The sequence below is a fragment of the Bacillus rhizoplanae genome (assembly GCF_917563915.1).
Taxonomy (GTDB): domain Bacteria; phylum Bacillota; class Bacilli; order Bacillales; family Bacillaceae_G; genus Bacillus_A; species Bacillus_A rhizoplanae.
Map to the genome: position 1 here is coordinate 25,682 of NZ_CAKJTI010000010.1, position 13,432 is coordinate 39,113.

At 37.6% G+C, this 13,432-nt stretch carries 14 protein-coding genes; 4 read left to right on the forward strand and 10 right to left on the reverse strand.

All coding sequences use genetic code 11. The annotated features are described in order from the left end of the window. Positions 1-80: 80 nt before the first annotated feature. On the forward strand, positions 81-695 hold the full coding sequence (locus LRP84_RS11695; protein WP_230575243.1) for a DNA-3-methyladenine glycosylase: 615 nt from the start codon (positions 81-83) through the stop codon (positions 693-695). Between the two features lie 253 nt (positions 696-948). Here the strand turns inward: LRP84_RS11695 and LRP84_RS11700 are convergent, their stop codons facing one another. Together LRP84_RS11700 and LRP84_RS11705 are read right to left on the reverse strand one after the other, a co-directional pair. Next, a complete protein-coding gene (locus LRP84_RS11700) occupies positions 949-1,299 on the reverse strand; it encodes a YlbF/YmcA family competence regulator (RefSeq protein ID WP_230575244.1) in 351 nt (116 codons plus the stop codon). A gap of 113 nt (positions 1,300-1,412) precedes the next feature. Continuing rightward, positions 1,413-2,543 (reverse strand): DUF445 domain-containing protein, encoded by a 1,131-nt coding sequence (locus LRP84_RS11705; RefSeq protein ID WP_230575333.1) that lies wholly within the window; start codon positions 2,541-2,543, stop codon positions 1,413-1,415. A gap of 201 nt (positions 2,544-2,744) precedes the next feature. On the opposite strand from LRP84_RS11705, the gene LRP84_RS11710 reads away from it, so the two are divergent. Then, positions 2,745-3,812, forward strand: coding sequence for a YheC/YheD family protein (locus LRP84_RS11710; RefSeq protein ID WP_230575245.1), 1,068 nt, complete (start codon positions 2,745-2,747; stop codon positions 3,810-3,812). Between the two features lie 179 nt (positions 3,813-3,991). Here the strand turns inward: LRP84_RS11710 and LRP84_RS11715 are convergent, their stop codons facing one another. Beyond that, positions 3,992-4,237, reverse strand: a complete 246-nt coding sequence (locus LRP84_RS11715; RefSeq protein WP_230575246.1) for a hypothetical protein — start codon at positions 4,235-4,237, stop codon at positions 3,992-3,994. A 53-nt stretch (positions 4,238-4,290) separates the two neighbouring features. Beyond that, complete coding sequence (locus LRP84_RS11720) at positions 4,291-4,485, reverse strand: alpha/beta-type small acid-soluble spore protein (RefSeq protein WP_230575247.1); 195 nt, start codon at positions 4,483-4,485, stop codon at positions 4,291-4,293. Between the two features lie 252 nt (positions 4,486-4,737). Between LRP84_RS11720 and LRP84_RS11725 the strand changes: the two genes are divergently transcribed. After that, positions 4,738-4,938 carry an alpha/beta-type small acid-soluble spore protein gene (locus LRP84_RS11725; RefSeq protein WP_230575248.1) on the forward strand — a complete coding sequence of 67 codons (201 nt, stop codon included), beginning with the start codon at positions 4,738-4,740 and terminating at the stop codon, positions 4,936-4,938. A gap of 49 nt (positions 4,939-4,987) precedes the next feature. On the opposite strand, the gene LRP84_RS11730 is transcribed toward LRP84_RS11725, so the two are convergent. From LRP84_RS11730 to LRP84_RS11750, 5 genes are all read right to left on the reverse strand, one after another. Continuing rightward, positions 4,988-5,722: an amino acid ABC transporter ATP-binding protein gene (locus LRP84_RS11730; RefSeq protein ID WP_230575249.1), complete on the reverse strand. Its 735-nt coding sequence runs from the start codon at positions 5,720-5,722 to the stop codon at positions 4,988-4,990. 27 nt (positions 5,723-5,749) lie between these two features. Then, on the reverse strand, positions 5,750-6,451 hold the full coding sequence (locus LRP84_RS11735; RefSeq protein WP_230575334.1) for an amino acid ABC transporter permease: 702 nt from the start codon (positions 6,449-6,451) through the stop codon (positions 5,750-5,752). After that, the gene (locus LRP84_RS11740) at positions 6,438-7,241 is read right to left on the reverse strand and encodes an amino acid ABC transporter substrate-binding protein (protein WP_230575250.1); all 804 of its coding nucleotides are present in this window, start codon (positions 7,239-7,241) and stop codon (positions 6,438-6,440) included. The genes LRP84_RS11735 and LRP84_RS11740 overlap by 14 nt, the downstream gene beginning before the upstream one ends. Before the next feature lie 832 nt (positions 7,242-8,073). Continuing rightward, positions 8,074-10,074, reverse strand: a complete 2,001-nt coding sequence (locus tag LRP84_RS11745; protein ID WP_230575251.1) for an ABC transporter ATP-binding protein — start codon at positions 10,072-10,074, stop codon at positions 8,074-8,076. Beyond that, complete coding sequence (locus LRP84_RS11750) at positions 10,071-11,825, reverse strand: ABC transporter ATP-binding protein (RefSeq protein WP_230575252.1); 1,755 nt, start codon at positions 11,823-11,825, stop codon at positions 10,071-10,073. Before LRP84_RS11750 ends, LRP84_RS11745 begins: the two co-directional genes overlap by 4 nt. Positions 11,826-12,644: 819 nt before the next feature. On the opposite strand from LRP84_RS11750, the gene LRP84_RS11755 reads away from it, so the two are divergent. Beyond that, positions 12,645-12,821: a hypothetical protein gene (locus LRP84_RS11755; protein WP_230575253.1), complete on the forward strand. Its 177-nt coding sequence runs from the start codon at positions 12,645-12,647 to the stop codon at positions 12,819-12,821. Positions 12,822-12,883: 62 nt separating this feature from the next. Here LRP84_RS11755 and LRP84_RS11760 read toward each other — a convergent pair whose 3' ends face one another. Next, complete coding sequence (locus tag LRP84_RS11760) at positions 12,884-13,255, reverse strand: hypothetical protein (protein ID WP_230575254.1); 372 nt, start codon at positions 13,253-13,255, stop codon at positions 12,884-12,886. Between the last annotated feature and the right edge of the window lie 177 nt (positions 13,256-13,432).

The window sequence follows — 13,432 nt, forward strand, 5'->3', positions numbered from 1 at the left end:
AAAACAATTCATTTTAAGCAGCATCCATACGAAAGGATGCTGCTTTACTCATTTAAAGTCTTACGAAAGGAATTTGCTAAATGAAATGGCCACTTTCTTGGTATGAAGGCGATACATTAGACGTTGCGAAACGATTGCTTGGGCATAAACTCGTTCACATTGTTAATGGCGTAAAGCGAAGCGGAATCATTGTAGAAGTCGAAGCATATAAAGGACCTGATGATAAAGCAGCACATAGCTACGGCGGTCGCCGCACAGAACGAACAGAAATTATGTTTAGTACTCCTGGTCATGCTTATATATATCTTATTTATGGCATGTACCATTGTTTTAATATTATTACGGCACCGGAAGGGATACCACAAGGTGTGTTAATTCGGGCATTAGAGCCCGTAGAAGGCATTGAAGATATGAAACAAGCAAGATATGGTAAAACGGATATTATAAAATCACAGTTCAAAAACTTAACAAATGGACCAGGAAAACTATGTAAAGCACTAGGCATTACATTAGAGCAAAAAGGGCTTTTACTTACGAGCAATGAGCTATATATTGAAGAGGTTCCTTATAACAAACATTTGTCTCATACATATAACATCACAGCAGGCCCGCGCATTAATATTGATTACGCTGAAGAAGCAGTGCATTATCCGTGGCGGTTTTACTTTCAAGGTCATCCGTTTGTTTCGAAATAGCATCTTATAAAGTGAAACTTCCATCAGTGAAGAGTTTTTTCATCTCCCACTGATGGAAAGCTCTCACCAATCGGGCTTTTACGGGCAATTATCCCCCACCTATCTTCCTCGCTTCTCTCTGAATCTTGAGGTGGGGGGCTTACTGCCCGTTAATGCGGGATAAATAATATTAATTTTCCATCCATCCTCATACTTGTACAGAAAAAATAAAAAAGCACTTCCTCGCTTACAAGGAAGTGCCTCTTTCTTATGATTACATGAATGCGTTATATAAGTCTTCAAGCGGCTTCATGATGATTTTATTTAAATCGCCGATTAAGACATTCAGACGTTGCTCTGCTTGCATTAAGTTTGTGATTTTTACATTTTGTTGTACTAATGCTACAACTGCTTGCGCCTTTTGATTGTCTTCTTCTGTTAATTGCTCACCTTGCATCATTTTTTGTTGAAGCTCCATTTGCATCATACGGAAACGATCAAATAGTTGTTTCGCCTCTGCATCTGCTTGTACTTCTGCATAACTTACTTTTAATGCTTGAAAATCTGGATTTTCTGTAATTACGTTTTGTAATTCATAAGCAACATCATGCATGTTTTTTGCCATTATATATATCCTCCTTGCAATGTGATACAATATCACACTGTTTATATGTTTTCGTTCTTTACATACCCTTCTTACGATATCAGACTATGTATGATATGTGAAGTAAATTCACTTTATGATATGATAATTAATAATAACCCTTGCACAACTCCAATTAAGCCGCCAAGTAATGCACCTAAATACGTAATCATTTTCAATTCACTTTTTGTAATAGATAAAACAAGTTCTTCTATGCGCTCAATTGGGAAAGTTTCTACTTCTTGCTGGACAATATCAGCTAAATACAAGCGCTGCATAATATCCGCAATATTATTCGTCGCCCACTGTAAGCTCTTTCGTATAGCATTCGGAATTACATTGTTTATCACATTTTCACGAATAGGAGCACACACATCACGAACAGATTGATTAAATAAAGCACATACGGTTTGTTCCACTTTCACAAAGGAAAGAATACTTTTCACAACAGATTCTTTTGAAATAAATGTTTCTACTTCATTCACTTCACGCTGTTTCAGTTTTTCCCATTCTTTTCTCATGACATCAGACAATAATTGCTTCGTTCCATCTTGTTGTAAAAATTTAATAACTTCTGGCTGTAGTCGATCGACTAAACTTACATTACCTAAGAACATACCAACTAAATTTAATAATGTGCCACGTGATGCAAAAAAATCATCAATCATTTTAGCAAGACGTTGTTTTCCTTCTGGACTTTCAAAGAAGGTAATCGCTTTTTCTATAACAAAAGTAGCTGCATTCGGAATTTTTTCTTCAATCTTTTCATGAACAGAAAGCGGAAGAGCTTGTTCCCACGTATAAGCACGATATGTTTCAAATAATGAATTCATTTTATTTGTGACGATGCTTTCAATTTGCTTTGTAACTCGTTCTTCTATATGCGTCATATTCAGCTTCTCTAACACTTCTCGCAATGTTTGTTCATTCATCAGAAGCTTATCCACTTCTATTTGGGCCCAATCAATGAGCTCTTGCTGAAAAGACGCATTTGTTAGCTTCTTCTCAATCCCTTCTGGTGTTAATAAATGATCTACAACCATTTTCCCTAATTGTACAGCTAACTCATCACGTCGCTTCGGAATTAACCCAGGCGTAAAAGGCACCCGAAATTTCCCAATATGTTTTGGATGATGCGGTCGAAATAACATTTTAATTGCAAGATGGTTCGTATATCCTCCAATGACCGCGCCTAGTCCTGTTGTTGTTAACAGATTCAGCCACATATTCACAATATATCAACCTTCCGTTTCTCACGTATACATATCCTTCATTATAACTGCTCTATAATGCTCCAGCAAACGAGACACTAGCCCCCTATCAAAAATACTGCTCATTAGATTTGAAGCAATTGGTATAAGACGCATTTCTTTGAATATTACTCAATTAAACACATGTTTAGTGCTATATAAAAGGAGGCGTTTTTTATGGTTCTCGGAATATTAACATCGCGTTTCCATCACGAGCGAGAATACTACACAGAAATTGCAAAGCGTGCATGCTTCCATCACATTGTCGTTGCACAGTTTACTCCCTTTAGCATCGATCCGCAAACGGAGCTTGTCAACGGACTTCTCTTTGATACCGATAAACAGGATTGGGTAGAGCAGCAATTCGTCATTCCATCTCACATATACAACCGATGCTCATACAAAGATGAAAAAAATGTTAAAAAAGCACTTCCTATCATAAAATGGCTTCACAGTCGCCCGGATTCATTATTTTTAAATGATGAGCTTCCAAATAAAACAAATATGTATGAAATTCTTACAAAAAACAAACAACTAGTACCATATGTACCTGTAATAAAACAAGCAAGTAAAACAACAACGTTACAGCTATTACAAACAAAAAAAGATGTGATTATAAAGCCCTTGCATTCACTTTCAAAACAAAATATGTACCACATTTTTTATCAAAATCGCACGTTTCATGTTACTACATTAGAACGAAATCGCTTTCCAACAAAAACATTCCAAACAAAAGATACGTTTTTACCTTGGTTACAATCATTGCTTCAAACACGTGATTATACAATACAGCCTATATCACCTCACTCAACATCTCCTGTTCATATTCGCTCTATTTTACAAAAGAATAGAGAAGGTACATGGGAAGAACAAGAAAAAGTTATTCAAATAGACAACACACCTTATTCTTTCTTATTTCCTCTTACAGAGCAAACAAGATTTACTGCATTTAAAAATTTGCAACATCATCTATCAAAAATTGACTTTACATTATTACAGGATAGTATACACGTTATTACAAAAGAAACGCCTCGAGCTTTAGAAAATACCTTTTCTCACCTTTTTGAATTAGAGCTCTCTATTGTAATGGATGCAACTGGTGCCGTTTGGTTATATCAAGTAGATACAAAACCTCCTTATACAGCCTTTATACGACATAATACCGATGTTGCTGAAAAAGTATACACAGCGCCTCTTCGTTATTATCAATCATTACTTCCTTTTAAAGAGAAACAGGAACTGTAAGCTGAAGATGTAAAGTGAAACTTCCATCAGTGGGGGGTTCTTCATCCCCCACCTTTCTTCTTCGATTTTCTCTGAATCTTGAGGTGAGAGATAACTGCCCAAGAATAGCGGGATAAATAAGTTATAGAAATTTTCTGCATCACAAAAAATCCGTCTCAACTTTTTGCTGAGACGGATTTTCATATAAGCTGTACAGTTACTTCTGTTTGCTTTTCACATGTAGGACAATATAAAAGATGAAGGCAATATTGCTGCGAATCATGCGCGGACAATCCATCAACTTCCTCTAGCAGTTCTTGATCCATATAGGCACTATATGGACCAATATAATCGACTGTTTTTCCATAGTCTTGGAGTATACTCGTACAAGTAGGACAAGTATAAGCTTTATATTCTAATGCATTACAAAGCGGACACATCGCCATTTTGATTCCTCCAAAAAAGGGACGGTATTCCCGTCCCCTATAGCCATTTTGATTTATTTTTGGAAACCACCTAAATGTTGCTCTGCATAAGATACAAGACGTTTTGTAATTTCACCGCCAACAGATCCGTTTGCGCGTGCAGTTGAATCTGGTCCAAGTTGTACGCCAAACTCAGTTGCGATTTCATACTTCATTTGATCTAAAGCAGCTTGTGCACCAGGAACTGCAAGACTATTGTTTCTAGCCATGTCATATCACCTCCTTGTATTGGTGTATTCATAGTATGTAAAAGCGGATTCTTTCTATGCAAATAGGGGATTTGTAATTTTTGGCATTATTAATTTTTACAAATTTTACAAACCATCATTTCGTATATCTTTCTACGTATCATCCATACTATGATTACAAGCACTCCACACGATGGATTAGCGCCAAATGGGGCGATTCTGGTTCAACTCCAGCTAATCCAACCAAAACTCACACTAAGGAGGACATATACTATGGCAAACCAAAATTCTAATCAATTAGTAGTACCTGGTGCAACTGCTGCAATTGACCAAATGAAATACGAGATTGCAACTGAATTTGGAGTAACATTAGGTGCTGATTCAACAGCTCGTGCAAATGGTTCAGTAGGTGGAGAAATTACAAAGCGTTTAGTAGCAATGGCTGAACAAAGCCTTGGCGGATATCAAAAATAAATATATATGGCAAAAAGGTCTCAAGCATCGCTTGAGACCTTTCTATCTTCTACTGTAGCATTTGTAAAAATCTCTTTGTTCGTTCTTCTTTCGGATGTACTAACACTTCTTCTGGTGTGCCTTGTTCAACAATCACACCGCCATCCATAAAGATAACACGATTCGCAATTTGATGAGCAAAACGCATCTCATGCGTGACAATTACCATCGTCATGCCTTCCTGTGCAAGTTCTCTCATCACTTTTAGCACTTCTTGCACAAGTTCAGGATCAAGCGCTGATGTCGGTTCATCAAATAAAATCACTTGCGGCTCCATCGCAAGCGCGCGTGCAATACCTACGCGCTGTTGCTGTCCACCTGAAAGCTGAAATGGATATAAATCCATTTTATCACCGAGTCCAACTTTTCTCAGAAAATACTCCGCTTTTTCTTTCGCCTTCTCTTTTGAAACTTTCTTAACCGTTATAAGGCCTTCCATCACATTTTCAAGTGCTGTAAAATGCGGGAATAAATTGTGATGCTGAAACACCATACCTGTTTTGGTGCGCAGTTTCACAATATCACGCTTCGTCATCTTTTTCGAAAAATCGAGTGTTTCATCACCGATACGAATTACACCGCTATTAGGGGTTTCTAATACGTTTAGACAACGAAGCAATGTTGTCTTACCAGAACCAGAAGGTCCGATAATAACAACAACTTCACCTTTTTCTACTTCCATATCAATATGCTTTAAAACGGTGTTATCACCAAAACTTTTTTGTAAATGTTGAATTGAAATCATAGAAACAAAAACTCCTTTTAGCAAGGATTATTTTAAAACATGACGCTCTGTTCGTTTTTCAAGTATTTGCTGCACAATTGATAACAAGAAACAAATTGCCCAATAAATCAGTCCCGCTTCTGTATAAACGACCAAGAATTCATAGTTTGTCGCTGCAATTTCCTGCGCTTTCCGAAACATTTCTGTTACTAAAATCATTGACGCCAGCGATGTGTCTTTAATCAAACTAATAAATGTATTGGAAAGAGGCGGAATCGAAACGCGTGCTGCCTGCGGTAAAATAACACGGCGCAGCGCTTGTGGATATGACATACCGATTGTATATGCAGCCTCCCATTGCCCCTTCGGAATTGACAAAATAGAAGCGCGAATAATCTCTGAAGCGTATGCCCCAACATTTAAAGAAAAACCAATAATCGCTGCTGTATACGAGTCAATTGTAATCCCTACTGTCGGAAGTCCATAAAAAATAATGAATAATTGAACAAGAAGCGGTGTACCGCGAATAATAGATACATAGATGCGTGCAATCCATTCTAATGGACGATTTCCAGAAATACGGCATAATGCTGTTAACGTTGCTAACACTAAACCAATTATAAATGTAATCAATGCAAGCGGTATTGTAGTGAAAATAGCACCCTTCAGCATAGGCATGAAGGATGCTTTTGTTATATCAGTCCAAACAGATAATCGATCTACATCAAATAAAACATTACTTAGATACATCTTCACCAAACCATTTCTTCGATATTTTGTCGTAAGTGCCGTCTTTTTTCATGTCATCTAAAGCTTTATTTACTTCAGCAACAAGTTTGTCGCTGCCTTTACGGAACATCAGTCCACTTTTTGATGCTTCTTTTTCTGTATCAACAATTTTTACTTTCGCATCTGGTTTTGTTTTTAAGTAGTTCAATACAGATAAACGATCATTAATTGTGAAATCAACGCGGCCAGAGTTTAATAATTCAACTGCTTGGTTAAAGCCTTCTACACCAACGATTTCTGCACCATTTTTCTTCGCAATGTCAGTAAAGTTACTTGTTAAAGATTGTGCTGCTTTTAAGCCTTTTACATCTTCGAATTTCGCTGGTTTGTCTTTATCTTTCGGAATTACAAGTACTGCTGAAGAAGATACATATGGCTTAGAGAAATCATATTTCTTTTCGCGATCTTCACGAATCCCAACTTCGTTCGCAATCATGTCAAAACGTTTTGCATCAAGTCCAGCAAATAAGCTATCCCATTGTGTTTCTTTAAATACTGGTTTCACGCCAAGACGCTTTGCTACTTCTTCAGCAATCTCAACGTCAAACCCTGTTAGCTTGCCACTTTCATCATGGAATGTGAACGGCGGATATGTACCTTCTGTTCCAATAACAAGCTCTCCGCTTTTTTTAATTTGATCTAACGCATCTTTGCTAGGGCCTTGAGCTGTATCTTTTGTTTGTTTTCCGCAACCCGCTACAACTCCCACAACCAATAATGCAAGCACGAAAAATGAAAGTAATTTTTTCACGATGACAATCCTCCAAGTATTCTGATAGGAATTTAAGAACTATATTGATTGTATTCAATCTTACAACATTTTTCAATCAAAATGTTCTACATTAGTGTATCCTTTTCATACAAAATCAAACAAACCCATGAATTATATACACATAAAACTTTATTCAGGAAGGATTTTCAAACAAAACAACTCCTTCTACTTTTCGATACGATCTAATTCCAGCGGCCCGACTCCTCTTGCATCGAACATCGTCGAAAGGTCTTTATTCCGCATTAACGGGCAGTAAAGAATGGAGAAGAGCTGGGAAGAAAACTGCCCGTAAAAGCCCGATTGGTGAGAGCTTTCCATCAGTGAGAAAAGCGTCACTGATGGAAGTTTCACTTTATATTCTGTCGAAGCGCCGATATATCACAAATAACGCCGATAAATGTATCACTTCCTCCGATATATCGCGAATAACGCCGATATCTTTGCGGACACGTAAAAAAGAACTTGCCACCCTGGCAAGTTCCTCAAGAATCTAATACACAATATCCAATCATTCCACATAGTAACAAAAAGAACGCGATGTTGAATGTAACCGATAATTCCTCCATTTGTATTCCCCCTTTATCCCGCTATTCGCGGGCAGTAATCCCCACAACCTATATGCAAAGAAAAACAAAGGCGATGGATGAGGGATAACTGCCCGTAAACGCCCGATTGGTGAGAGCTTTCCATCAGTGGGGAAACCCTCCCACTGATGGAAGTTTCACTTTACCTCAAAATATCATATAGACAAAGGAAGAATACATCCTACTTGTAAACTTTATTTTAAAATTTTCTGAACATTCTATGAACGTTACGCACTTTGACTACCTGCAATCTGCGTTTTATACATTTCATAATAACGGCCTTTCTTTGCCATCAACTCTTCATGTGAACCTTTCTCAAGGATCGTTCCGCGGTCCAATACAATAATTTGATCGGCACTTTTAATCGTTGATAACCGGTGCGCAATAATAAATGTGGTGCGCCCTTTTTTCACGACTTCGAGCGCCTGTTGAATCATTGCTTCTGTTTCTGTATCAATACTGGATGTTGCTTCATCCAAAATTAAAATCGCTGGATCAAATGCAAGTGCGCGTGCGAAGGAAATAAGCTGCCGCTCACCTGTTGAAAGCGTACTTCCTTTTTCAGTTACTTCTTCTTGAATGTTGTTTGCAAAACGTTCTGCTCCAACATCACGCAGCGCCTTCACAATCTGTTCCTTCGAAATTCGTTCTTGCTCTAAACTCACATTTGAAGCAACCGTTCCTGTAAATAGGAATGGATCTTGCAGTACAATTCCCATATGCTCACGAAGTGCTTGTTTTGAGATGGCCTTTATATCATATCCATCAATCGTGATGTTCCCTTTTTGAAATTCGTAAAACTGAAAGAGTACATTCATAATCGAGCTTTTTCCTGATCCGGTATGACCAACTAACGCAACCGTTTCTCCTTGCTTCGCTTCAAAAGAAATGTTTCGCAGAACTTCATCCTTCCCGTTATAGGAAAACGAAACGTTATTAAAACGAACATTTCCTCGTAAACGCGGAACGTGCTCTTCCTGCACTGCTTCTCCCTTTTCATCTAACAATTCAAACACACGCTCTGCAGCCACGCGCGCTTGCTCTAAGTTTGCTAACTGATTCACCATATTAGTAATCGGTGAAAATAACCGTGTTAAATAATCAACGAACGCGTATAGCACACCTAATGAAATCATTCCTTCTGCACTTAATGATGCGCCGCCAAAATGCCAAATCACACCTGTAAACGCAATATTGCGGAGCACCCCCACTAAGTTGTGAGAAGTCGCGGCATTTAAACTTAAAATTTTATTTTGGTACATATAATACTCTTCGTTTAATTGCTCAAATTCCTGCTTTGTCGCGCGCTCTTGACGAAACGCTTGAATAATAGGCATTCCTTGAATCGATTCATTCACTGTTCCATTAATGTCCGATAACCGTGAGCGCATTTTATGATTGTACACAGACGCATACTTGCGGTAAAAAATAGCCCACACGCATAAAATCGGAATAAGGATTAAACACATGAGCGCAAGCTTTGCATCTAATAAGAACAAAGCAATAAAAATACCAATGATGTAAATAAAACTGGAAAAGAATGTCGATAGTACTGTTACGTACAGCTCTCGAATCGCCTCCGTATCATTTGTCACACGAGAAACGATTTTCCCTGCCGGCAAATGATCAAAGTAACGAATCGGCAATGTTTGAATGTGAGAAAACACATCTTCTCGCATAATTTGAATAATTTTATTCGCTGCTTTTTGTAAATAAAATTGTTTTCCATATGCAAAGAGGGATACAACAAGTAAGAGAGCTAAATATCCGCTGCCGAGTAAAAATAGTCGTTTTATTTCTGGTTGATAAAACGAGAAAATTTCCTCCCCTGTAAGCTTAGTCCCTTTATATACTTGCACCGCTTTCCCTTTCTGAATTGTAATCATATTTCCCTTCACAGAACGCGTTCCTTCAAGTGAAACTTTGTTAGGAATAAAATAGTAGTCGCGGCCAATTTGAACAATGTGAACTTCTTTTCCTTTCTGTTCTCCTGCTTTAAACCGATCACTTCGCTTATACCAAGCACCGTTATAAAAAACAGTATCGTCTCCTTTTATCGTTTCGTGCCAAGGCTTTTCAATTCCAACGATATGTTCATCAATCATCGTTTTCGCAACAAACGGACCAGCTAATTCAGCAATAACGAAAATAAATAACATCGCTAAAGCCACTCCAATCGTTGCTTTTACTTTCATCGCATATTGGAATAATCGTTTTCCCACGCTCATATTTTCACCTCGCCTTCCACTTCTTCCCCTTGTTGTCTTTCAAATTGCTCTGTATACCAACCGCCCTGTTGAATCAGCATGTCATGCGTTCCTTCTTCAATGATTTCACCATTATCCATTACAAGAATCCAATCAGCATGCTCCGTAGCAGACAGACGATGCGTTGTAATAATCGTCGTTTTCCCACTGCGTTCTTTCCGAATATTTTCAATAATTGCTGCTTCCGTTCTTGCATCAACAGCTGATAACGAATCATCTAAAATTAAAATTTCTGGATTTTGAATCACTGCCCGTGCAATCGAAATACGTTGTTTTTGCCCTCCCGATAGCGATACACCTTTTTCTCCAACAAGTGTTTCTAATCCATCCGGCAAAAATTCCAAGTCTTTCTTGAAAGCAGCGATTTCAATTGCCTTTTGCAGCTCTTCTTCACTTGCTTCTCTGTTTCCAAATAAAATATTTTCCCGTGCTGTTTTCGAAAAAAGGATGTGTTCTTGCGGAACATATCCAGTCCAGCTTAATACATTATCAATGTGTATATTTTGCAGTGGTACACCAGATACAGTGATTTCACCTGTTCCTAGTGGATACTGGCGAAGAAGCTGCCGAACGAGCGTTGTTTTGCCACTTCCCGTTTTCCCAACAATCCCAAGTGTTTCCCCTCTATTTAACGAGAACGAAACGTTTTTCAAATTTAATTTAGAGGATGTTGGATACGAAAAGGATACATCTTCAAAATCAATGCAGTCTGGCTGATGTACACGCGATGGTTTCTTTACATTTTTTACGTCTTGCTTATATGCTAACGTTTCATTTACACGATCAAGTGAAGCATTCCCGCGCTGCATAACGTTTATCAGCTCACCAATCGCAAACATCGGCCAAATCATCATACCAAGGTACACGTTAAACGATACAAGTTCCCCAATCGTTACCTCATTTTTAAATACTAAAAACGCTCCGTACACAAGGCCAATTAAATAACTCATCCCAACAAGCATTTTCACTGTCGGTTGAAAAAGTGAATCAATTTTTGCGACTTTCATATTCTTTGCATACACATCTGTTGCTAACGTATTAAATCGCTTTTCATCTTCCGTTTCCTGTACATAAGCGCGAATGACACGTACACCTGCAATCGACTCCAGCACTTTATCGTTCATATCTCCAAATACATCTTGTGCAACTGTAAAGCGCTCGTGTAATTTCTTTCCATAAGCACTCACTGCATACGCCATAATCGGAAGCGGCAATAAAGCAGCGAATGTTAACTTCCAACTAATCGAAAAACCCATCATAAGCACAATTGTCAGCATATATAAACTCGAATCAACGAGCGTTAAAATACCAAATCCAGCTGTCATGGCAATAGCCTTTAAATCATTCGTTGCCCTTGCCATTAAATCACCTGTACGATTTCTTTGATAGAAAGTTGGCGTCATCTTCAGCAAATGCCCCATAAATTTGGAACGCATCGTTTTTTCAAGCACAAATGCGCCGCCGAATAAATGATATTGCCATACATAAGAAAGTACATAACCCACAGTTGCTGCACCAAGTAACATCCACACATAATTCATAATCCCCGCATTTGTTAAATCCCCGGCTTTTATATCATCAATTGCCAATCCAATTAGTTTTGGCGGAATAATCTCGACCACATTGACAATAAGTAAACAACAAATGGCAATGCTATACCTTTTCCAATGCGTTTTAAAAAACCATGTTAATTTTTGTAATACAGAAAACAATATAACCTCTCCCTTCCTGTTGTTGTTTAAACATTGGTTCATTATCCGCTATCCAGCGTCTCCGTTTTTACCATTCGCACCTCATACTTTTCCATCGTCATTCCTTCCTTTCTCCATTCCATTTATTATTGAAACTATACAAATGTATAGGAACAATCTAAAAAAAGAGACAAAAAAAGGCATACCGTCGCTTTGACGATATGCGAAAAACGCATAAAAGCGTACGTCACGACACACGCAACGTACGCTTTCCTTTTCAACTAAAAAGAAGCGTTATTTGTCCGTAGAGGTTGCGTGATGATATTTATTGTTTTCACCGCGTAAAACACCTGAGCCAGTCATGTATACGATTACAATCATCACGCACACCTCCTTCTTCTTTTATTTTCCATTTTTAATTGTATAACTTTAAAGACTTTTCTGTCAATTATTTTTTCATTTTTATGGAAAAATAATTATTAAGCAAAAAATGTTCCAGAAATCGCTTTTAGAAATAGTTCATTGGGATTTTTTTCAAACCTCATACAATCACCATATACCTACTCTTACAAGTCACTATTTTTTATGAGGGCTTATGTAAACGAAATTGAAGTAAACTCTAGCATGGGCACACAAGGTATTCGTAAAAGCCTTGAATCTATGACACGTTAGAAGATAACAACGCTAAATTCAATATAAATCTATAAAGGTGAGTAAAAAATAGTTTCTATTCACCTTTATATTTTATAAAAATGTTTGCTAGCACTACATTTCTCTTGCACACACTCTCTATCATTTTCATATATATATATTAACTTCTGATAGAGGGGAGGGGGCCACATGTTAAACGGCTTAGTAGAAGGCGACAAAATCCGTGTTTTTTCAGCTGGACGTGAAATTGATGGTGTAGGTGTTTTCATCCGCGTAGAGAACAACAATTTCTTAATTTGGGTGGACAGCAATGCTAATATAAACGTTACAAGCTTAAATACGATTAGCATTCGCAAAATTTCCTAATCACTCATAAAGTGTTCTAACTCCTAGGACCAAAAAGAACAGTCTATTTCAAAAAGAGTTATTTAAATCCCTTTTTGAATAGACTCTTTTTTTATAATCTGTTTTACACTTTTTATATGACTAATGGTTAGATCATAATCAACGTTAACCCAATATAACCATTCGTTTGTACACTCAATAAAGATCCCCTCTGTACGTGTCTCCCCATCAAATACTTCTATCTTATCTCCTAATGAAAAAAGAGGCGGCAATGCACTCTTTTCTGTTTTTTTACTTAAATTCTTTTGTATATCATAGAGTAGTCTCATACATCGTTCTAAAGAAGCTGCGAGCTCTTCATTTTGCTTTTTTAACTCCTCTATTGCATCTGGCTTCTGGCGCCTATGAATTTCCTTCCCACATATAAAGCAGTTTCTCTTAAACCAGCTCTCCATTCACTATCCCTCTTTATCTCGCTACTTATGGTCAGTAAAACTTCCACCAAATTTTTAAGGAAATAAAGCTACCCGTAGTTCAACTAGCCGTCAGTAAGGGACGAAAAAAAACTTACTAATGGCATCTTTGCTTTATACCTCATTTCATATACATATTATATGATGCGAAGCCTTAAG